This is a genomic window from Sagittula salina, assembly GCF_017813235.1.
In the GTDB taxonomy this organism is placed as follows: Bacteria; Pseudomonadota; Alphaproteobacteria; order Rhodobacterales; family Rhodobacteraceae; genus Sagittula; species Sagittula salina.
Genome location: NZ_JAGISH010000003.1, coordinates 407,033 through 428,697 on the forward strand (window position 1 = coordinate 407,033; position 21,665 = coordinate 428,697).

Consider the following 21,665-nt stretch of genomic DNA (forward strand, 5'->3'; position numbering starts at 1 on the left):
CAGGGGGGAGGAACCCAAAGGGGAGGGGAGATATGACAAACGACCGTTTCGCGCTTGCGCAGCAGACCATGGCCTATGTGCTGGCCGGGGGGCGCGGGTCGCGCCTGAAGGAAATGACCGACGTCCGGGCGAAACCGGCGGTCTACTTCGGCGGCAAGACCCGCATCATCGACTTTGCGCTGTCGAACGCGGTGAACTCCGGCATCCGGCGCATCGGCGTGGCGACGCAGTACAAGGCGCACAGCCTGATCCGCCACCTGCAACGCGGATGGTCCTTCTTCCGGGCGGAGCGCAACGAGGGGCTGGATATCCTGCCCGCCAGCCAGATGCTGGACGAAACCAACTGGTACAAGGGCACGGCGGACGCGGTCACACAGAATATCTCCATCATCCGGGGATACGGGCCAAAGTACATCCTGATCCTCGCGGGCGATCATATCTACAAACAGGATTATTCCTACATGATCGAGCAGCACGTCCGCACCGGAGCCAAGGTCACGGTCGGCTGCATCGAGGTGCCCAAGGCGGAGGCGCGGGCCTTTGGCGTCATGGGCGTGGACGAGTCCGACAAGATCCTGAGTTTTGTCGAGAAACCCGCCGATCCGCCGACCATGCCCGGCAACGACGAGAAATCGCTGGCTTCGATGGGGATCTACGTTTTCGAAGCGGAATACCTTTACGACATCCTCGAAAGCGACCGGCCCGACGACAACTCGGAACACGATTTCGGCAAGGACATCATCCCCAGGATCGTCGCCGAGGGCGGAGCCTATGCGCATCCGTTTTCGCGCTCCTGCGTCATGTCGGGACTGGAATCCGAACCCTACTGGCGCGACGTCGGCACACTGGACGCCTATTGGCAGGCGAATATCGACCTGACCGATTTCAAGCCGGAGCTGGACATCTACGCCACGGACTGGCCGATCTGGACCTATTCGGAACTCGTCGCCCCGGCAAAGTTCATTCACAACGAGGAAGGCCGCCGTGGACAGGCCGTGTCGTCGATGGTCGCCGGTGGCTGCATCATTTCCGGGTCGTCGCTGTACCGCTGCCTGCTGTTCACCGGGGTCAAGACGCACTCCTATTCCCAGCTCGAAGGCGTCGTCGCCCTGCCCGGCTGCGAGGTCGGCCGCCGGACCTGGATCAAGAACGCCATCCTCGACCGCGGCGTGACGATCCCGCCGGGGCTGATCGTCGGCGAAGATCCCGCCCTCGACGCGAAACGGTTCCGCCGGACAGAGCAGGGCATCTGCCTCATCACGCAGAAGATGATCGATGCCCTCTGAAACGGCCTCTGAAACGCCGTTCGAACCCGGCGGCTGGGTGTTGTGGGAGGACGGGCAGTCGGAGGTCGTCCTCGACACCGACCCGCACGTGGGTTTTGCCTATCTCTATCAGGCGGGGGACATGGTGTCCTCCGTCTGGCTTTTCAACCTGCCCGGCCCGCAACCCGACCCCGCCGACATGGATGCCCTGCCCGGAATGCCCGCCGAATTCCTGATCCCCACCACCCGCGCGCCCCGCGTTCTGGAGGACCTCGATGTTCTCCACGACCGCGACCGCTGGACGATCCGCTGGGGCGAGGCGCGCGCCGTCCTGAAGCCCGGGGCGACGCCGGGCTACCATTCCGATGTCACCTCCTTCACTCCCTTCGCCCGCCCGATCGAGGATCTGCCCCTATGAACGTGCTTATGGTTGCCTCCGAATGCGCGCCCTTCGTCAAGACCGGCGGCCTTGCCGACGTGGTGGGCGCCCTGCCCGCCGCGCTGAAGCCGTTGGGCGTCGATGCCCGCGTCATGCTGCCCTGTTACCCGGCGCTGTTTCCTCTGCTGCCGCAGGGCAAGGAGGTGGCCAATTTCGGTGACCTGCCCGGCGGGTCGGGCCGGCTGGTGCAGGTGAAGGCGCCCGAAGACATGGGGGGCATCACGCTGCTGCTGCTCGACGCGCCGCAGCTGTTCGACCGCGCGGGCAAGCCCTACAACGGGCCGGACGGGCAGGATTGGCCGGACAATCACCGCCGCTTTGCCAGCCTCGCGCAGGCGGCGGCGCGGATCTGCTTTGACGGGCTGGATGGCTGGAAACCCGACATCCTGCACGCCCACGACTGGCAGGCCGCGCTTGCGCCCGTCTACCTCAAACAGACCGGGCGCGAGACGCCAAAGACCGTGGTGACCATCCACAACATCGCCTTTCAGGGCCGCTACGGGCCGCATACGGTGGCCGAACTGGGCCTGCGCAGCGATTGGTTCCACTCGGGCGGGCTGGAGTTCTGGGGCGATCTCAGTTTTCTCAAGGCCGGGCTGGTCCATGCCGACCACGTCACCACGGTGTCGCCGACCTACGCGCGCGAGATCCTGACGCCGCAATTTGGCATGGGGCTGGAGGGCGTTCTACAGGCGCGCACCGATACGCTGACCGGCATCCTGAACGGCATCGATACGGACGTCTGGAACCCCGCTACCGATACCGCCCTGCCCGTGCCCTATGACGCCCGGACACTGAAGCGCAAGGCCCTGTCGCGAGCCGCGCTGTGCGAGCGGCTCAACCTCGATCCGGCGCATGAAGGACCGCTGTTCTGCGTCATCTCGAGGCTGACCGAGCAGAAGGGTCTGGATGCGCTGGCGGAGGCGATCCCCCACCTCGTTCAGCAGGGCGGGCAACTGGCCGTGCTGGGCACCGGCGAACCGGCGCTGGAGGAAGACTTTCGTCGCGCGGCGCAGGAAAACCCCGGCCGCGTCGGCACGCATATCGGCTACGACGAGGGTTTCAGCCACCTGATGCAGGGCGGCGCCGATGCCATCCTGATCCCCTCGCGGTTCGAACCCTGCGGACTGACCCAGCTATACGGGCTGCACTACGGAACGCTGCCGGTGGTGGCGCGCACTGGCGGGCTGGCGGATACGGTGATCGACGCCAATGCCGCCGCCATCGCCGCGAAATGCGCCACCGGCTTTGTCTTTGACGTGGTCACGGCCGAGGGCATCGCCGCCGTGCTGGACAGGGTGTTTGCCGCCTATGACACCCCGACACAGTGGCAGGCCATGATGAAGGCCGCGATGCGCCAGCCCGTCGGCTGGCAGGATTCCGGCGCGGCCTATGTCAGCCTCTATGAAAGCCTCCTGGGATGACAGCCGCCAACAGGACATTCGGAGACCCGCGCTCCGGGCGCGGCAACCGACTTGGCGCGCATTGGGACGGCGAGGGCACGAACTTCGCGCTGTTTTCCGACCATGCGCACAAGGTGACGCTCTGCCTTTTCGATGCGGCGGGTGTGGAGACGCACCGCATCGACCTGCCGGAACGCTCCGGCGCGATCTGGCACGGCTTCATCCCCGGTCTGGCACCGGGGCAGCTTTATGGCTACCGCGTCGACGGCGCCTATGCGCCCGACCGGGGCCACCGCTTCAACCCGAACAAGCTGCTACTCGATCCGTATACGCGGGATTTCCACGGCAGGTTCCAGCACGACCCGGCCTGCTTTGGCTACGTCTGGGGAACGGACGATCATTCCTATGACGAACGCGATTCCGCGCCCTTCGTGCCGAAATCGGTGGTCTCCCACCCCGACACGCTGCCGCTGGACGCCAAGCCGCTGGACCGCGACTGGGAGGCTGCGCTGATCTACGAGGCGCACGTCAGGGGCACCACGATCACCCATCCCGGCATCGCGCCCGAGAAACGCGGCACTTATGACGGCATGGCCTCCGACGCGATGCTCGAACACCTCACGACGCTTGGCGTGACGGCGGTGGAACTGCTGCCGGTGCAGGCCTACCAGTCCGAAGGCGGGCTGATCGACCGCGGCCTGACGAATTACTGGGGCTACAACACCATCGGCTTCTTCGTGCCCGAACCGCGCTACCTAGGGCCATCGGGGGCGCGCGGGTTCCGCGCCATGGTCGACCGCTTCCACGCGGCGGGCATTCAGGTGATCCTCGACGTGGTCTACAACCATTCCGCCGAAGGCGACCAGCTGGGACCGACGCTGTCCTTTCGCGGGCTGGACAACGCGTCCTATTACCGCCTGCTGGACGGCCAGCCGCGCTACTACGTCAACGACACCGGCTGCGGCAATACGCTGAACGTGGCGCATCCCTTCGTGCTGCGGCTGATCCTCGATTCCATGCGCTACTGGGTGCAGGCCTTTGGCGTGGACGGGTTCCGCTTCGATCTTGCCACGACACTGGCGCGCGAGCCGCACGGTTACGACCGGCATGGCGGTTTCATGGACGCGCTGAGGCAGGATCCGGTGCTGGCGAATGTCAAACTCATCGCGGAGCCTTGGGACATCGGTCCCGGCGGCTATCGGCTGGGTCAGTTTCCGCCCGAATTCGCGGAGTGGAACGACCGCTGCCGCGACACCATCCGCCGCTTCTGGCGCGGCGACGCACGGGCGGCGCAGGATCTGGGCGGCGCGCTGCTGGGCTCTGCCGATCTCTTTGATACGCGGGGGCGACGGGCCTGGTCCTCGGTGAACTTCGCCGCCGCACACGACGGCTTTACCCTTGCGGACGTGACCGCCTACACGCACCGTCACAACGAGGCGAACGGCGAGCATAACCGTGACGGCCATCACGACAACCACTCCGAAAACTTCGGCGTCGAAGGTCCGACGGAAGACAAGGCCATCAGCGCCGCCCGCAGCCGCCGAATCCGCAACATGCTGGCCACCGTGCTGTTGAGTCAGGGCACACCGATGATCCTGGCGGGCGACGAGGGCGGCAACACGCAGGGCGGCAACAACAATGCCTACTGTCAGGACAACGAAACGGCTTGGCTGGACTGGGAGGCGATCGACGGCAACCAGATCGCCTTTACCGCCGCCGTCGCCGCCTTTCGCCACGCGCATCCGACGCTGCGCCAATCTCTGTTTCTGCACGGGGCGGAGCGGTCGGACGGATGCCGCGACGTGGAATGGCGCGCCTTTGACGGGTCCGAGCTGAACTGGCGCGATCCGGGGCTGTCCTCGCTCTGCGTGCTCCTGCGCGGGTCAGCGGAATGCAGCAAGGGCGATGCATCGCCCGACACGATTCTGCTGGCCTTCAACCGCGAGGATGCCGACCAGAGCCTGCACTTGCCGGACATCGCGCCGCGCCGCTGGCTGCGCGCCATCGACACCTCCGAGGCGTTGCAGCAGGACACCCCCATCGACACCGCGACCGTCCCCGTGCCGTGGTGTTCCCTGTCCGCCTTCGTGGCGGTGGAGGCGGCATGACCGACACGCTGAAAAGGCTCGCAAGGGCGCATGGCATCCAGTCCGGATTTCACGATCTGTCCGGGGACTACAAGGAGGCCGGCCCGGAGACGTTGCGCGCGCTGCTCGCCGCCATGGAGGTGCCCGCCGCGACAGAAGCAGAGGCCGCCGAGGCGCTGGAGGCGCTGCTGGCCGAGGCCCGCACCCGCTGCCTGCCCTCCGAACAGGTGCTGACGGAGGGCGCGCCCGCGACACTCGCCGCGCCGCCCGCGCGCTGGACGGTCACGGACGAACAGGGCGAGATCGCCGCCGAAGGGGCGGGCGCCATCGCGCTGCCCGCCCTGCCCTTCGGCTACTTCACCCTGCACGCCACAGGCGAGGACTGGCAGGCGGAAAGCTTTCTCATCGTCCGCCCGGCACAGGGCGCCCCGGCGGTGGAGGACCTGCTGTGCGAACCAAAGGCCTGGGGCGTGGTCGGCGCGCTCTATGGCTTCCGGTCGGAGACCAACGGCGGCGTCGGCAGCTTTGCCGACCTGCACGATGCTGCCAGCACGCTCGCCCGTACCGGCGCGCGGTTCCTCGGAGTCAATCCGATCCACGCGATCGGCTGGACCGCCATCGACCAGCTGTCGCCCTATTCGCCGACGCACCGCGGGTTTCTCAACACCGACCACATCGCGCTGCCCGGCATGGGGCCGACGCCGGCTGACGCGTTGATCGACTACCCCGCCTTTCGCCGCCGGCACCACGCGGCGCTGGAGGCGGGTTTCGATGCGCAGGCGCCGGTGCCGCAGCGCCCCGGACTCGATGCCTTTGCCACCTTTGAGGCGCTGTCGGAACGCCATGGCGAGGACTGCCGCAACTGGCCCGCAGACCTGCGCACGCCGGGGCCAAAGGCGACCCACGCCGCCGGCCCCCGCGCGCGCTTTCACGCATGGGCGCAGGCACAGGCCGAAGCGCAGCTGGACGAGGCCGCCCGCACCGCGCGCGACGCGATGGGCCTCGGGCTGTACCTCGACCTCGCGGTGGGCGCGCGGCCCGGCGGCGCGGAGGCCTGGATGAACCCCGACACCCTCGCGCGGGGCGTGTCCATCGGGGCGCCGCCCGATCACCTCAACCCCGAAGGCCAGAGCTGGAACCTGGCCGCGCATGCGCCCAGCCGTCTGGCCGCCGCGCGGTACCGCCCGCTGCGGCAGATGCTGTCCCACCTGATGGCGCGCGCGGGCATCATCCGCATTGACCACGCGCTTGGCCTGACGCGGACCTTCTGGCAGCCCGACGACGGCAGCCCCGGCGGCTACGTGACCCAACCCTTCGACTCGCTGCTGGCCGTCATCGCCATCGAAGCCCGCCGCGCCAAATGTGTGGTGATCGGCGAGGACCTCGGCCTTGTCCCGCCCGGCTTCCGCGAGACGATGAACGCCGCCGGGCTGCTGTCCTACGCCGTCTGGCAGTACGAGACCCGCGACGACGGTACGCTTCTGCCGCCAGAAGACCTGCGCCCCTTCGCGCTGTCGTGCTTTGCCACGCATGACACGCCGACCATCGCGGGGTTCTGGCACGGCACGGACATCGCGTGGTGGCAGGCGATGGGCTGGCAGTCGGGCGCGGAGGCCCGCAGCCGCCACGACCAGCGCGCGCACCAGCGCCACGGGCTGCGCAGGCTCTGCCACCTCGCCCCCGATGCCCGCCAGCCGCAAATCACCAACGCCATCCACGCCAGCCTGATGATGGCCCCCTCGCGCCTGACCGCCCTGCAGCTCGATGATCTCGCCGGGCAGGTGGAGGCGCAGAACCTGCCCGGCACCACCCACGAGCACCCCAACTGGCAGCGGCGCCTGCCGATGACGATCGAGGCGCTGGTGGACGAAACGGGCCTGCGCGATACACTTCCCTCAAAGGCCTGAATTGAAGACCGAAAGGACATGTCCATGACCGCCGTCACCCATGCCGTCACACCCTTCGAGGGGCAGAAACCCGGCACCTCCGGCCTGCGCAAGAAGACCCGCGTCTTCATGCAGCCGGGGTATCTGGAGGCCTTCGTGCAGTCGACCTTCGACGCCATCGGCGGGGTCGCGGACAAGGTGCTCGTGATCGGCGGCGACGGGCGCTACTTCAACGCCGAGGCCATCCAGACCATCCTGCGCATGGCCGCCGCCAATGGAGCCAAGCGCGCCATTGTCGGGCAGAACGGCCTGCTGTCGACGCCCGCCGCCTCCAACCTGATCCGCGCGCGCGGCGCCGACGGCGGGCTGATCCTGTCGGCCAGCCATAACCCCGGCGGCATCGACGAGGATTTCGGCCTGAAGTACAACACCGCCAATGGCGGCCCCGCGCCCGAGGCGGTGACGGAGGCGATCTTTGCCCGCACGCAGACGATCACCGGCTACCGCACGCTGGAGACCGCCGACCTCGACCTGTCGGAGCCCTGCACCACCGAGCTGGGCGAGACGGTGGTGGAGATCGTCGACCCGGTGACGGATTACGCCGCGCTGATGGAAACACTCTTTGATTTCGGTGCGATTCGCGATCTGCTGGCGGGGGGCTTCGCGGTGAAATTCGACGCCATGCACGCGGTGACGGGCCCCTATGCGACGGAGATTCTCGAACGCCGCCTCGGCGCGCCGGAGGGCACGGTGCTGAACGGCACGCCCTCCGTGGACTTCGGCAAGGGCCACCCGGACCCGAACCCGATCTGGGCGAAGCCGCTGGTGGACATGGTGATGGCCGAGGACGGGCCGGATTTCGCCGCCGCCTCCGACGGTGATGGCGACCGCAACATGATCCTTGGCAAGGGCGTCTACGTGACGCCCTCCGACAGTCTGGCCGTGCTGGCCGCCAACGCGCATCTGGTCCCCGGCTACGCACGCGGGCTGGCGGGGGTGGCGCGGTCGATGCCCACCTCGCGCGCCGCCGACCGGGTGGCGCAAAAGCTCGGCATCGAGGCCTTCGAGACGCCGACCGGATGGAAGTTCTTCGGCAACCTGCTGGATGCGGGGCGCGCCACGCTCTGCGGCGAGGAAAGCGCCGGCACCGGCTCGGACCACGTCCGCGAAAAGGATGGCCTCTGGGCGGTGCTGCTGTGGCTGAACATCCTCGCTGCGCGGAAAATGTCGGTGAAGGAGATCATGCTGGATCATTGGCAGACCTATGGGCGCGACTACTACTCCCGCCACGATTACGAGGCGGTCGATACGGAGATCGCCAACGCCCTGATGGCAGACCTGAAGGACCGCTCCGCCCACCCGCTGCCCGAGGGGATCGAGGACATCGACAGCTTCTCCTACACCGATCCGGTGGACGGCTCGGTGAGCCACAACCAGGGAATGCGTGTCTTTTTCGCCGATGGCGCCCGCGCCGTGCTGCGGCTCTCCGGAACCGGTACCCAAGGCGCAACGATCCGCGTCTACCTCGAACGCTACGTGGCGCCCTCCGGGGCGCTCAAAGAAGACACGCAGGTGGCGCTTGCCCCGCTCGTTCAGGCGGTGGAGGATCTGACCCGGCTGAAGGCCCGCACCGGTCGCGCCGCGCCGGATGTCATGACCTGAGCCGCAGGGGCCAGCCCCCTCACCCCCGGCAGTCTTGGCCCAGGGAAGAGACAGACGCACGGCACAGCCGCTTCTTTGGTTTCCAAATACCGCGGGGGAGTCCGCCGCAGGCGGGCGGGGGCAGCGCCCCCCTGCTCCCTGGTCTGTTCCGGAAAGGCCAGCGGTTATCCCGCGAACGGCCTCCGTCTCGCCAGGGGCGCCGAAATTTCCGGCGGGTCGGCCCCCCGGCCTGCTGTGCTCAGGGCAGACGGCTCCGGCGGGAGGCGACACCGGCTCCCCCTCCCCTCCCGCGAATCCGCTTGCGTTTGGCGCGGCCCTGCCCTATATCGCCCTCAACAGCGAGGCGCTGGGGCCGCGAGGCCGCAGCGTCCACCGATAAGATGAGCGGGCCGCTGGCCCGCTTTTTTGTTTCTGCCCCTGAAAGGCACCCGAATGAACCAGATGATCGCCAAGACCGGCATGGACAAGCGCATCGCGGAAACCATTGCCCCCGTCATCGAGGACATGGGGTTCGAGCTCGTCCGCATCCGTGTTCAGAGCGGCGAGACGCCGCTTGTCCAGATCATGGCTGAACGCCCCGAAGGCGGGATCGAGGTCGACCAGTGCGCCGAGATTTCCACCGCCGTTTCCGCCGTGCTCGATGTCGAAGACCCGATTTCCGAAGCCTACACGCTGGAAGTGTCCTCACCCGGAATCGACCGCCCGCTCACCCGTCTGAAGGATTTCGACACCTACGAGGGATATGAAGCGAAGCTGGAGACTGCCGACCTGATCGACGGGCGCAAGCGCTGGCGCGGAATCCTCGCGGGGACGGAGGGCAACGAGGTTCTTATCAACATCGAGGACCACACCGCCGAGGGCGGCGAGGTGACCATCGGGCTGAACTTCGACTGGCTGGCCGATGCCAAGCTGGTCATGACCGACGAGCTGATCCGCGAGGCGCTGAAAGCACGCAAGACCGCCGCGGTCGACGAATCCAAGTTTGACGACATCGAGGCCGAAGGGCCCGAAGAGGAGTAAGAGATGGCAATCACCTCAGCCAACCAGCTGGAACTCCTGCAGACCGCCGAAGCGGTTGCGCGCGAGAAGATGATCGACCCCGGTCTGGTCGTCGAAGCGATGGAAGAATCCCTCGCCCGCGCGGCGAAGTCCCGTTACGGCGCGGAAATGGACATCCGCGTGAAGATCGACCGCCGCACCGGCCGCGCGACCTTTACCCGGGTGCGCACCGTGGTGGAGGACGAGGATCTGGAGAACTACCAGGCCGAGCTGACCGTCCAGCAGGCCAAGCAGTACATGGCCGAACCCAAGGTCGGCGACACCTTCGTTGAGGAAGTCCCCCCCGTCGAGCTGGGCCGCATCGCCGCCCAGTCCGCCAAGCAGGTCATCCTGCAAAAGGTCCGCGAAGCGGAGCGTGACCGCCAGTTCGAGGAATTCAAGGACCGCGCCGGCACCATCATCAACGGCCAGGTCAAGCGCGAGGAATACGGCAACGTCATCGTCGACGTCGGTCGTGGCGAGGCGATCCTGCGCCGCAACGAGAAGATCGGCCGCGAAAGCTATCGCCCCGGCGACCGCATCCGCTGCTACGTCAAGGATGTGCGCCGCGAGACGCGCGGTCCGCAGATCTTCCTGTCGCGCACCGCGCCGGAATTCATGGCCGAACTGTTCAAGATGGAAGTGCCGGAGATCTACGATGGCGTCATCGAGATCAAGGCCGTGGCCCGTGACCCCGGTTCGCGCGCCAAGATCGCCGTGATTTCCTACGACAACGGCATCGACCCGGTCGGCGCCTGCGTCGGTATGCGCGGCTCCCGCGTGCAGGCCGTGGTCAACGAACTGCAGGGCGAGAAGATCGACATCATCCCGTGGAACGAGGACGTGCCGACATTCCTCGTGAACGCGCTGCAGCCGGCCGAAGTGTCGAAGGTGGTTCTGGACGAGGAAGCCGAGCGGATCGAGGTCGTGGTGCCGGATGAGCAGCTCTCGCTCGCCATCGGTCGCCGCGGTCAGAACGTGCGTCTGGCGTCCCAGCTGACCGGTCTCGATATCGACATCATGACCGAGGAAGAAGAATCGAAGCGCCGCCAGAAGGAATTCGAAGAGCGCACGAAGCTCTTCATGGACACGCTGGACCTGGATGAATTCTTTGCCCAGCTGCTGGTTTCCGAAGGCTTCACCAACCTCGAGGAAGTTGCCTATGTCGACCTCGATGAACTGCTGGTGATCGACGGTGTCGACGAAGGCACCGCCGAGGAACTCCAGACCCGCGCCCGCGAGCATCTCGAAGAGCAGGCCCGCCAGGCGGAGGCCCGCGCCCGCGAACTGGGTGCGGACGACAGCCTGCTGGGCTTTGAAGGGCTGACACCGCAGATGGTGGTGGCTCTGGCCGAGGACGGCGTGAAGACCCTGGAGGACTTTGCCACCTGCGCCGACTGGGAACTGGCTGGCGGCTGGACCACCGAAGGCGGCCAGCGCAAGAAGGACGACGGCCTGCTGGAGAAGTACGGCGTCGACCTCGAAGAAGCGCAGAACATGGTCATGACCGCCCGTGTACTGCTGGGTTGGGTCGACCCGGAGGAGCTGATCGGCACCACCGAGGAAGACGTCGATACCGACGAGGAAACCGAAGAGGCCGAGGAGTAAGCGATTGACCCGAGGCGGCCGCGACATATCCGACGAGGCGGGACCGGAGCGAAAGTGCATCGCCACAGGCGAAGTGCAGCCGAAACAGGGTCTGATCCGCTTCGTCGCGGGTCCGGATGGACGTATCGTGCCTGATCTGGCTGGAAAACTGCCAGGTCGTGGCCTATATGTCTCTGCTGACCGGGCCGCGATCGACAAGGCGGCGAAGAAGAATCTCTTCGCCCGTGCCGCGAAACAGCCCGTACAGGTCCCGGAGGGGCTCTCCGATCTCCTGGAACAGATGCTGGCGAAACGGGTGATCGATCTGATTTCGCTGGCGCGCAGGTCCGGCGAGGCGATCGCCGGCTACGAGAAAGTGAAGGCCAAGCTCCAGATGGAGGAGGCCACCGTGCTGATCCAGGCCGAAGACGGCTCGGGTCGCGGGAAGACGAAGCTGAGTACCCCGCACAACGGGCGCTACATCGGCTGGCTCTCCGCGGACGAGCTGGGCGCGGCCTTCGGTCGACAAACTGTTATACACGCCGCGCTTGGCTCTGGTGGACTCGTTCCGCGTATTGTAGAGGAAGCCATGCGCTTGAAGGGACTCCGGGTACCGCCCACGGCGGCGACCGGTTCTGAGGATCGCGGCGGGGCAGCCCGCCGGAAAGGATGAAGACGTTTTATGAGCGATAACGACGGCAAGAAGACCCTGGGTGTTCGTGGTGGCGGCAGCGGCCGGTCCGGCAGCGTGAAGCAAAGCTTCTCCCACGGACGCACCAAGAACGTCGTGGTGGAAACCAAGCGCAAGCGCGTCGTGGTGCCGAAGCCCGGCGCCTCGAACACCGCTTCTGGCGGCAAGGGCCCGATTGGTGGCTCCGGCAAGCGTCCTGCGGGCATCACCGATGCCGAGATGGAGCGCCGCCTGAAGGCGCTGCAGGCCGCAAAGGCCCGCGAGGTCGAGGAAACCGCCCAACGTGCGGCCGAAGAGAAGGCGCGCACCGAAGAGCGCGAACGTCTTCGCGCCGAGAAGGAACAGAAAGAGCGCGAGCAGCGCGAAGCCGAGGAGCGCCTCAAGGCCAAGGCCGAAGAGGAAGAGCGCAAGGTTCGCGAAGCCCGTGACGCCGAGGAAAAGAAGGCGAAGGCGGCAGCCGCAGCGGCGGCCCAGCCCGCTCCCGAGGACGCCGCACGCAAGGCGCGCGACGCCGGCAAGCCCGCGCCTGCTCCGCGCCGCGAAAACGAGAACGACGACCGTGGCCGTGGCCGCGGTGCGAAGGACGGCGGTCGCCGCTCCGGGAAGCTGACCCTGAACCAGGCGCTTTCGGGCGGCGAAGGCGGTCGGCAGAAGTCCATGGCCGCGATGAAGCGCAAGCAGGAGCGTGCGCGTCAGAAGGCGATGGGCGGCCAGCAGCAGCGCGAAAAGGTCATCCGTGACGTCAAGCTGCCGGAGGCGATCACCGTCGCCGAACTGGCGAACCGCATGGCGGAACGCGTGGCCGACGTGGTGAAATCGCTGATGCAAAGCGGCATCATGGCGACCCAGAACCAGACGATCGACGCCGACACCGCCGAGCTGATCATCGAGGAATTCGGCCACAAGGTCGTCCGCGTCTCCGACTCGGACGTGGAGGACGTCATCGCTTCGGTGGAGGACAAGGACGAGGATCTTCAGCCGCGTCCCCCGGTCATCACGATCATGGGCCACGTCGACCACGGCAAGACCTCGCTGCTCGACGCGATTCGCCAGACCAGCGTGACTTCCGGCGAAGCCGGCGGCATCACCCAGCACATCGGCGCCTATCAGGTGACGACGAAGGACGGGCAGGTGCTGTCCTTCCTCGACACACCCGGCCACGCGGCCTTTACCTCCATGCGTTCGCGCGGGGCCCAGGTAACGGACATCGTGGTTCTGGTGGTCGCGGCGGACGATGCCGTGATGCCTCAGACAGTCGAGGCGATTTCCCACGCGAAGGCGGCGGGCGTCCCGATGATCGTGGCGATCAACAAGGTCGACAAGCCGTCCGCCAACCCGACCAAGGTGCGGACCGACCTTCTCCAGCACGAGGTCATCGTCGAGGAGATGTCGGGCGAAGTGCAGGACGTCGAGGTTTCCGCCCATACCGGCCAGGGTCTCGACCAACTGCTCGAAGCGATCGCACTGCAGGCCGAGATTCTCGAACTGAAGGCGAACCCGAACCGCGCCGCCGAAGGCGCCGTGATCGAGGCGCAACTCGACGTGGGCCGCGGCCCCGTCGCGACCGTCCTGGTGCAGAAGGGCACGCTGAAGCAGGGCGACATCTTTGTCGTGGGTGAACAGTACGGCAAGGTCCGGGCGCTCATCAACGACAAGGGCGAGCGCGTGTCGGAGGCCGGTCCCTCGGTCCCCGTCGAAGTGCTGGGTCTCAATGGCACGCCCGAGGCCGGTGACGTTCTCAACGTGACCGCGACCGAAGCGCAGGCCCGCGAGATTGCGGAATACCGCGCCCACGCCGCCAAGGAAAAGCGCGCAGCCGCCGGTGCGGCCACCACGCTGGACCAGCTGCTGCAGAAGGCCAAGGACGATCAGAACGTCTCCGAACTTCCCATCCTCGTCAAAGCGGACGTGCAGGGCTCGGCCGAGGCGATCGTGCAGGCGATGGAAAAGATCGGCAACGACGAGGTGCGCGTGCGCGTGCTGCACTCGGGTGTCGGTGCCATCACCGAAACCGACGTGGGCCTCGCAGAGGCTTCGGGCTGCCCGGTCATCGGCTTCAACGTGCGGGCCAATGCACCGGCCCGCAACGCGGCCAACCAGAAGGGCGTGGAAATCCGCTACTATTCGGTGATCTACGACCTCGTGGACGACGTGAAGAAGGCGGCCTCCGGCCTGCTGTCGAACGAGATCCGCGAGAACTTCATCGGCTACGCCAGCATCAAGGAGGTCTTCAAGGTCTCCAACGTGGGCAAGGTCGCGGGCTGTCTGGTGACCGAAGGCGTCGCGCGCCGCTCCGCCGGTGTCCGCCTGCTGCGCGACAACGTTGTGATCCACGAGGGCACGCTGAAGACCCTGAAGCGCTTCAAGGACGAGGTGTCGGAAGTCATCTCTGGTCAGGAATGCGGCATGGCCTTCGAGAACTACGACGACATCCGTCCCGGCGACGTGATCGAGATCTTCGAGCGCGAAGAGATCGTTCGCACGCTGACCTGATCGCCGGATCGGAGAAAAATCTTGGCCGCGGACCCGCAAGGTTCGCGGCCATTTCCATGTCTCGCGCAGCTCCAATCCCATGGCCGCTACCGAGGGTCCAAAAACGCAAAAAGCCCCCGTCACAGGAGGCCTTTTCAATAGGGCAAATTGCGCCGGTCAGCACGGATTCTCACCCGACATACCGGCAAGGTGATCACGCTGCGCGCGCGGCGGATTCCACCAGCCGGCCCGTGTAGATGCGGTTGCCGACACGCACCTCCACCCGGCCATCGGCAAGCGTCTGCTCCAGAAGCCCCTGCACAGAAATGTAGTTCCCGATCGTGATTGTCTTCAGCATGTCATAACTCCCCAGCGGTTCGCGCCGTTGCCTCATTAGCAATATGCGCGAAAACTTTCTACCGCGCTAAGGCATCATTTGGTCGCAACCCTGCTGGAAAACTGAGCGTCACCGGGGTTTTCGGATGAAATTTCGGACATAATCCAGGCAAGGCCCCGGCGCCCATGGACATTCGCGTGTCAGAGCCAGTCGCGCAGGATCGGGATCAGCGGGATATCTGCGGGCGGCATGGGGTACTCCTTCAACTGATGCGGCCGCACCCATTTCAGCGCCTGCCCCTCTTTTGGCATCACCGCGCCCTGCCATTTACGGCAGGCATAAAGCGGCATCAGCAGGTGGAAATCGTCGTAGCTGTGCGAGGCGAAGGTCAGCGGCGCGAGACAACTGTCCCATGTCTCGATCCCCAGTTCCTCGTGTAACTCACGGATCAGCGCCGCCTCGGGCGTCTCGCCCTGCTCGACCTTGCCGCCGGGAAACTCCCAGAGGCCAGCCATGGACTTGCCCTCGGGCCGCTGACCCAGGAGCACGCGGCCATCGGTGTCGATCAGCGCAACGGCCGAGACGAGAACTGTTTTCATTGATTAATCCTCCGGATCGGCAGGTCAGGCGGGGGCACGCCCCGTGCTCAGCGGCGCACAATGCGTGCATATCGCTGGCTCAGAAGAGCGTGCCCCCCTGGAGCCTCAAGACCGGTAGTCGGCGTTGATGGATATGTAGCCGTGCGTCAGGTCGCAGGTCCAGACGGTCGCCGCCCCCTGCCCCAGACCGATGTCCACGTCGATGCTGATCTCCGGCTGTTTCATCACGGCGGCACCCTGCTCTTCGCGGTAGTCCGGGGAAACCCAGCCCTTTTCCGCCACGAGAATATCACCGAAGCGGATGGTCAGGCGGTCGCGGTCGGCGGCGGCGCCGGACTTGCCGACGGCCATGACGATGCGGCCCCAGTTCGGATCCTCACCCGCGATGGCGGTCTTTACCAGCGGCGAATTGGCGATGGACAGCGCATGGGTGCGCGCGTCGGCATCGGTGGCCGCACCGGTGACATTCACCGTGACAAATTTCGTCGCGCCCTCACCGTCCTTCACCACGAGGTGGGCCAGCTCGCGGAAGACCTCTTCGACCGCCTGCGCGAAATCGGCGTTGCCGTCGACATCCACACCGGAGGCCCCGGTGGCCCCCATCAGCAGCGTATCGGAAGTGGAGGTGTCGCTGTCGACAGTAATGTTGTTGAAGGTCCGGGCGTTCGCCTCCGAGACGATGGCCTGTAGCGCAGCGCGGCTGATCCGCGCGTCGGTAAAGACATAAACCAGCATGGTCGCCATGTCGGGCGCAATCATGCCGGAGCCCTTGGCGATTCCCGCGATGTTCACCGTCTTGCCGTCCACTGTGATCGTGCGCGACGCGCCTTTGGGGAAGGTGTCTGTGGTCATGATCGCCTTGGCCGCGTTGGGCAGCTCCATGCGCGATACCTTCGACACGACTTCGTCGAGCTTGGCGATGATGCGGTCATGGGGCAACGGCTGGCCGATCACCCCTGTGGATGAGGTAAAAATCCGCTCCGCCGGAAGGCCGGTCGCCTCTGCCGCCGCCTTGCAGATCGCATCGACCGATGCCTGCCCCGCAGCCCCCGTAAAGGCGTTGGAATTGCCGGAGTTCACGAGGATGGCGGCGCCCGCCGCGCTCTCCTGTCCGATCTTGGCCTGACAGTCCAGCACCGGGGCGGAGCGGGTGGCGGAGCGGGTGAACACCCCCGCCACGACGGAGCCGGGATCGAGCACCGCCAGCATCACGTCGTCACGGTTGCGGTACTTCACCCCGGCCGCAACTGTGGCGAGGCGGACGCCTTCAATCACCGGCAGGTCGGGGAATGCGGCGGGGGCGAGCGGCGAGACGGCCATGGGATCACTCCTCGAACAGGTCGGTGCGCGACAGGGCGGAGGGGTCCACCGCATCCTGCGCCGCACGGGTGACATCGGCCTGACGGGTCAGCGCGTCGATGTGTTCTTCGATCACTTCCTGCTGGATCTGCTTGACGATATCGCCGCGCACGTCGTCCAGCAACGGCGCCTCCGCCGAGCGGACCTGATTGAGCTTGATGATGTGCCAGCCGAATTGCGTCTGCACCGGCCCCACCACGTCGCCGGGGCTCATCGCCTCAACCGCGTTCTGGAAAGGTTCGACCATCATGCCGGCGCCGAACCAGCCAAGCTCGCCGCCGTTCGGACCCGAAGGCCCGGTGGATTTGTCACGCGCGGCGGTCGCGAAATCCGCCCCGTCCTTGACCTCCGCCAGAACCGTCTTCGCCTCTTCCTCGGTGTCCAGCAGGATGTGCGAGGCGTTGAATTCCTTGCCCTGCTCCACGTCGATGAAATCGCGCTGGTAGATCTCCAGCACCTTGGCCTCGTTCACAGACCGCTTTGCCACTTCGGTCAGGGCGACGGCAGCAAGCAGCGAACGACGCTCGTTCGCCATGGACAGGTCCACCAGTTTGGTCTGGTGCGCGTCGGGGGACTGCGCCAGAAGCTCCTGCTGGATGAGCTGTTCAAGCAGCCCGTCCCACAGCTGGCTGTCCGGGATCGTCTGATACTGCTGCGGCAGCGCGGCCTTGGCGACGATCATGTGGCCCAGCGTGATGGGTTTGCCGTTGACCGAGGCGACGACCTGCCCCAGATCGACCGCCAGATTGCCCCCCGTTTCGACCGCACCGGTCGCCGCGTGTTCCGCCTCCGCGCCGTGGTCCGCGGCCGGAGCCGTACCGTGGTCCGCCGTCTCTGCGGTCACCGGCAGCGCCAGCAGCAGCGAAAGCGCCGCGACACCCGACATCAGTGTGGTTTTGGGCATACGATCCTCCTCGTCCACCGGGCTTGCCCCCGGGGTGGCGTTGACACCGTCCGACCACCCGCTTACATCCCCCGAGGGCCTGCGTGGCCGGTCTTCCCCGTCATATGGGCTCGGGTTGAGGCGGGCAAGCAGATGCCGCACACGAAACCGGGAACAGGTGGCTCTGAATGTTGGGAAAACTCGCGCGCAAGGTCTTCGGTACCCCGAACGATCGCAAGATCAAGGCCACCCGCCCTCTGATCGCGAAGATCAACGCGCTGGAGCCGGAGTTCGAGCAACTCGACGATGCCGGACTGATCGCAAAGACCGAAGAATTCCGCAAACGCCACGCGGACGGCGAATCCCTCGATCACCTGCTGCCCGAAGCCTTTGCCAACTGCCGCGAGGCCGCGCGCCGCGCGCTGGGTCTGCGGGCCTTCGACGTGCAGCTGATGGGCGGGATATTCCTGCATCAGGGTAACATTTCAGAGATGAAGACCGGCGAGGGCAAAACCCTCATGGCCACCTTCGCCGCCTACCTCAACGCGCTGACCGGGCGCGGCGTGCATGTGGTCACGGTCAACGACTACCTTGCCAAGCGTGACGCCGAATGGATGGCGGCCGTTTACGGGGCGCTCGGCATGACCACCGGCGCGATCTACCCGCAGCAGCCGGAGGACGAAAAGGCGGCCGCCTACGCCTGCGACATCACCTACGCGACGAACAACGAACTGGGCTTTGACTACCTGCGCGACAACATGAAGTCGGACCTGACGCAGGTTCACCAGCGGGACCACTACTTTGCCATCGTTGACGAGGTCGATTCCATTCTGGTCGACGAGGCACGCACGCCGCTGATCATATCCGGCCCGGCGGACGACCGCTCCGACCTGTACCAGTCCATCGACAAGCTGATCCCCGAGATGTCGGCAGAGCATTTCACCGTCGAGGAAAAGACGCGGCAGGTCTCCTTTACCGACGAGGGCAACGAGTATCTCGAAGAGCACCTGCACGCGCGCGGCATCCTGCCGGAGGGCCAGTCGCTGTATGATCCGGAATCGACCACCGTCGTGCACCACGTCAATCAGGCGATCCGGGCGCACAAGCTCTTCCAGCGCGACAAGGATTACATCGTGCGCGACGGCGAGGTGATGCTGATCGACGAATTCACCGGCCGCATGATGAAGGGCCGCCGCCTGTCGGAGGGCCTGCATCAGGCCATCGAGGCGAAGGAAGGCGTGGAAATCAAGCCGGAGAACGTCACGCTCGCCTCCGTGACCTTCCAGAACTACTTCCGCCTTTACGAAAAACTCGGAGGCATGACCGGCACAGCAGTCACCGAGGCCGACGAATTCATGGAGATCTACGGCCTGGGCGTGGTCGAGGTGCCGACCAACCGGCCCATCGCCCGCATCGACGAGGACGACAAGGTCTACCGCACCGCGCGCGAGAAATACGCCGCCATCGTGGAGGAAATCCGCGAGGCGCACGAAAAGGGTCAGCCGGTTCTGGTCGGCACCACCTCCATCGAGAAATCCGAGATGCTGAGCCAGCTGCTCACGCAGGCGGAGCTGCCGCACAACGTCCTGAACGCGCGCCAGCACGAACAGGAGGCGCAGATCGTCGCCGACGCTGGCAAGCTGGGCGCCGTCACCATCGCCACGAACATGGCCGGGCGCGGCACCGACATCAAGCTCGGCGGCAACGTCGAGTTCAAGGTGATGGAGGCCATCGCCGCCAATCCCGACCGCCACCCTGACGACATCCGTGCCGAGATCGAGACCGCGCATGAGGCCGACGAACAGGCCGTCAAGGACGCGGGCGGGCTATATGTTCTCGCCACGGAGCGCCACGAAAGCCGCCGCATCGACAACCAGCTGCGCGGCCGTTCTGGCCGTCAGGGCGACCCGGGCCGGTCCTCCTTCTTCCTCAGCCTCGAGGATGACCTGATGCGCATCTTCGGCTCTGACCGGCTGGACAAGGTGCTGTCCAGCCTCGGCATGAAGGAAGGCGAGGCTATCGTGCACCCTTGGGTGAACAAATCGCTGGAACGCGCCCAGGCAAAGGTCGAGGGCCGCAACTTCGATATCCGCAAGCAGATCCTCAAGTTCGACGACGTGATGAACGACCAGCGCAAGATGATCTTCGCACAACGCCGCGAGATCATGGAAAGCACGGACCAATCCGAGATCATCGAGGATATGCGCCAGGAAGTCATCGAGGAGCTAGTGGACATCCACTGCCCGCCGAAGTCCTACGCCGACCAGTGGGACATGCAGGGCCTTTACGCCGCCTGCCTCGAAAAGCTCGGCATTGACGCGCCGGTGATCGCATGGGGCGAAGAGGATGGCGTCGACCAGGAAGTGATAAAAGACCGCCTGGTGGAGGTCGCCGACGCCTTCATGGCGGAAAAGGAAGCGGCCTTTGGCCCGGAAACGATGCGGTCCATCGAGAAGCAGGTTCTGCTACAGACCATCGACCGCAAGTGGCGCGAACACCTGCTGACGCTTGAACACCTGCGCTCGGTCGTGGGCTTCCGCTCCTACGCGCAGCGCGATCCGCTGAACGAGTACAAGAACGAGGCCTTCCAGCTGTTCCAGAACCTTCTGGAAGGGCTGCGCGAAACCGTGACGGAGCAACTGGCGCAGGTGCGCCCGATGACCGACGAAGAACGCCAACAGATGATGGCAGAGATGCGCGCCCAGCAAGAGGCGATGCAACGCGCCATGGCGGCGCACCGGGCGTCACAAGGCACGTCCGAGGCAGCGCCGGCCATGGCCAGCGCTGCCGTCGCCGTCGCCGGAGACACCACAGCAACGGACGAGAGCGGCCAAGGGTTTGACGAGAACGACCGTGCCACCTGGGGAACCCCCGGCCGCAACGACCCTTGCCCCTGCGGTTCCGGCCAGAAGTTCAAGCACTGCCACGGCAAGCTGACCTGATAGCCCAAATGTAGAACGCGGTGAAGTTCGTCCCAAATGGGCTGAAGTTCATCCCGCGCCCTGGATATAGGGGTGCTGCAAGGCCCCCCTACTTCTATCAGAGGCCTTGCCCGGGATTATTGAATTCACCTCGAGGTCGCCGAAGCGCCGCGTCGACAATTGCCCCGCGTGCGGTCACCATGATCGACATGATCGAAGAGACACTGACCACCAGCATGCCCCGGCCATTGTGGCGATACCCCCTGCTACCGACTGAAAGCGCAATCACGCCTCCAAGCCTCTCAGGCACCCGGCTTGGCCTCTGGCGTGATGCCGGTCGATGACGTACTCGCGATCCGCGCCACATCAGTTCGCCCCACATCCACGAATCTTCCAAGGGCCGCTCTGCGGGCCATTTCTCGTTTCCAGCCCATGCTCAAGGAGGTGATTTCCCGCCAGAACTGACGCGGGTTTTCCACCCAAAACTGACGTGACCTTCCCCCCGGGAACCGGGCCGTTGCGAACTGGAATTTTCCACTTCTGAAAGGGCGAAGGAGGAAGAGCCATGAAGCACAAGCGCTTGGTTCAGCGAAGATAAGAACATCGGCGTTCTGAGGGAACTCGAGGCCGAGAACGCCAGGCTCAAGCGGCTGGTGGCTCGAACAGCTGCTGGACATGTCGGGCGATGAGGGAGCTGCTGCCAAAACATTGGGAGGCCAGTGGCGAAGCGCGAAGCCGTGGGCCTTCTGACGGCGGTGCCTTGCCTGAGCGAGCGGCGCAGTTGCCGCATCGTGGGCCCGGCGCGCCTGGTGCAAGAGAAGCATCCGGTCCCGAAGAACGGCGCGGCTGTCGCCCTTCGGCTCAACCGCCGCTACGGCTATCTGCGACAGCACGCAATTCCGCCGCGCGACCGGGTGGCTCCGAGGGTGCCGGAGCGGCCGGTGCAGCGCCGGTCGCTCGGTAATCCCCCCCGAAACTAAGGGGCTGCATAAGTAGAGTTTTCTCGCCAAGATGAACGAGGAGATTCTGAATGAAG

At 65.7% G+C, this 21,665-nt stretch carries 15 protein-coding genes; 11 read left to right on the top strand and 4 right to left on the bottom strand.

The genetic code is table 11. The features are described 5' to 3' along the window. The first annotated feature begins 32 nt into the window (after positions 1-32). The 10 genes from glgC (at position 33) to infB (ending at position 14,551) form a co-directional block, all read left to right on the top strand. Positions 33-1,286, top strand: a complete 1,254-nt coding sequence (gene glgC, locus J5474_RS08205; RefSeq protein ID WP_209360320.1) for a glucose-1-phosphate adenylyltransferase — start codon at positions 33-35, stop codon at positions 1,284-1,286. Next, complete coding sequence (locus tag J5474_RS08210; RefSeq protein WP_209360321.1) at positions 1,276-1,683, top strand: hypothetical protein; 408 nt, start codon at positions 1,276-1,278, stop codon at positions 1,681-1,683. The genes glgC and J5474_RS08210 overlap by 11 nt, the downstream gene beginning before the upstream one ends. Further along, positions 1,680-3,128 (top strand): glycogen synthase GlgA, encoded by a 1,449-nt coding sequence (glgA, locus tag J5474_RS08215; protein ID WP_209360322.1) that lies wholly within the window; start codon positions 1,680-1,682, stop codon positions 3,126-3,128. The genes J5474_RS08210 and glgA overlap by 4 nt, the downstream gene beginning before the upstream one ends. Then, positions 3,125-5,215: a glycogen debranching protein GlgX gene (gene glgX / locus J5474_RS08220; RefSeq protein ID WP_209360323.1), complete on the top strand. Its 2,091-nt coding sequence runs from the start codon at positions 3,125-3,127 to the stop codon at positions 5,213-5,215. Before glgA ends, glgX begins: the two co-directional genes overlap by 4 nt. Beyond that, a complete protein-coding gene (locus tag J5474_RS08225; protein ID WP_209360324.1) occupies positions 5,212-7,101 on the top strand; it encodes a 4-alpha-glucanotransferase in 1,890 nt (629 codons plus the stop codon). Before glgX ends, J5474_RS08225 begins: the two co-directional genes overlap by 4 nt. 24 nt (positions 7,102-7,125) lie before the next feature. Beyond that, complete coding sequence (locus tag J5474_RS08230) at positions 7,126-8,742, top strand: alpha-D-glucose phosphate-specific phosphoglucomutase (protein ID WP_209360325.1); 1,617 nt, start codon at positions 7,126-7,128, stop codon at positions 8,740-8,742. Between the two features lie 432 nt (positions 8,743-9,174). Further along, complete coding sequence (gene rimP / locus J5474_RS08235) at positions 9,175-9,762, top strand: ribosome maturation factor RimP (RefSeq protein ID WP_209360326.1); 588 nt, start codon at positions 9,175-9,177, stop codon at positions 9,760-9,762. A gap of 3 nt (positions 9,763-9,765) precedes the next feature. Further along, positions 9,766-11,388 carry a transcription termination factor NusA gene (gene nusA, locus J5474_RS08240; protein ID WP_209360327.1) on the top strand — a complete coding sequence of 541 codons (1,623 nt, stop codon included), beginning with the start codon at positions 9,766-9,768 and terminating at the stop codon, positions 11,386-11,388. 4 nt (positions 11,389-11,392) lie between these two features. Further along, complete coding sequence (locus J5474_RS08245; protein WP_209360328.1) at positions 11,393-12,040, top strand: RNA-binding protein; 648 nt, start codon at positions 11,393-11,395, stop codon at positions 12,038-12,040. Positions 12,041-12,049: 9 nt separating this feature from the next. Further along, complete coding sequence (gene infB, locus J5474_RS08250; protein WP_209360329.1) at positions 12,050-14,551, top strand: translation initiation factor IF-2; 2,502 nt, start codon at positions 12,050-12,052, stop codon at positions 14,549-14,551. Between the two features lie 193 nt (positions 14,552-14,744). Here infB and J5474_RS08255 read toward each other — a convergent pair whose 3' ends face one another. The 4 genes from J5474_RS08255 to J5474_RS08270 all read right to left on the bottom strand — a co-directional run bounded on the left by J5474_RS08255 (position 14,745) and on the right by J5474_RS08270 (position 17,729). Further along, positions 14,745-14,888: a hypothetical protein gene (locus tag J5474_RS08255; protein ID WP_209360330.1), complete on the bottom strand. Its 144-nt coding sequence runs from the start codon at positions 14,886-14,888 to the stop codon at positions 14,745-14,747. 179 nt (positions 14,889-15,067) lie between these two features. Beyond that, the gene (mutT, locus tag J5474_RS08260) at positions 15,068-15,466 is read right to left on the bottom strand and encodes an 8-oxo-dGTP diphosphatase MutT (RefSeq protein WP_209360331.1); all 399 of its coding nucleotides are present in this window, start codon (positions 15,464-15,466) and stop codon (positions 15,068-15,070) included. A gap of 105 nt (positions 15,467-15,571) precedes the next feature. Further along, positions 15,572-16,786, bottom strand: coding sequence for a bifunctional glutamate N-acetyltransferase/amino-acid acetyltransferase ArgJ (gene argJ, locus J5474_RS08265; protein ID WP_209360332.1), 1,215 nt, complete (start codon positions 16,784-16,786; stop codon positions 15,572-15,574). Between the two features lie 4 nt (positions 16,787-16,790). After that, positions 16,791-17,729: a peptidylprolyl isomerase gene (locus J5474_RS08270; protein WP_209360333.1), complete on the bottom strand. Its 939-nt coding sequence runs from the start codon at positions 17,727-17,729 to the stop codon at positions 16,791-16,793. Between the two features lie 167 nt (positions 17,730-17,896). Here J5474_RS08270 and secA point away from each other — a divergent pair, with 167 nt between their 5' ends. Beyond that, positions 17,897-20,650 (top strand): preprotein translocase subunit SecA, encoded by a 2,754-nt coding sequence (gene secA / locus J5474_RS08275; protein ID WP_209360334.1) that lies wholly within the window; start codon positions 17,897-17,899, stop codon positions 20,648-20,650. The last annotated feature ends 1,015 nt before the right edge of the window (positions 20,651-21,665 follow it).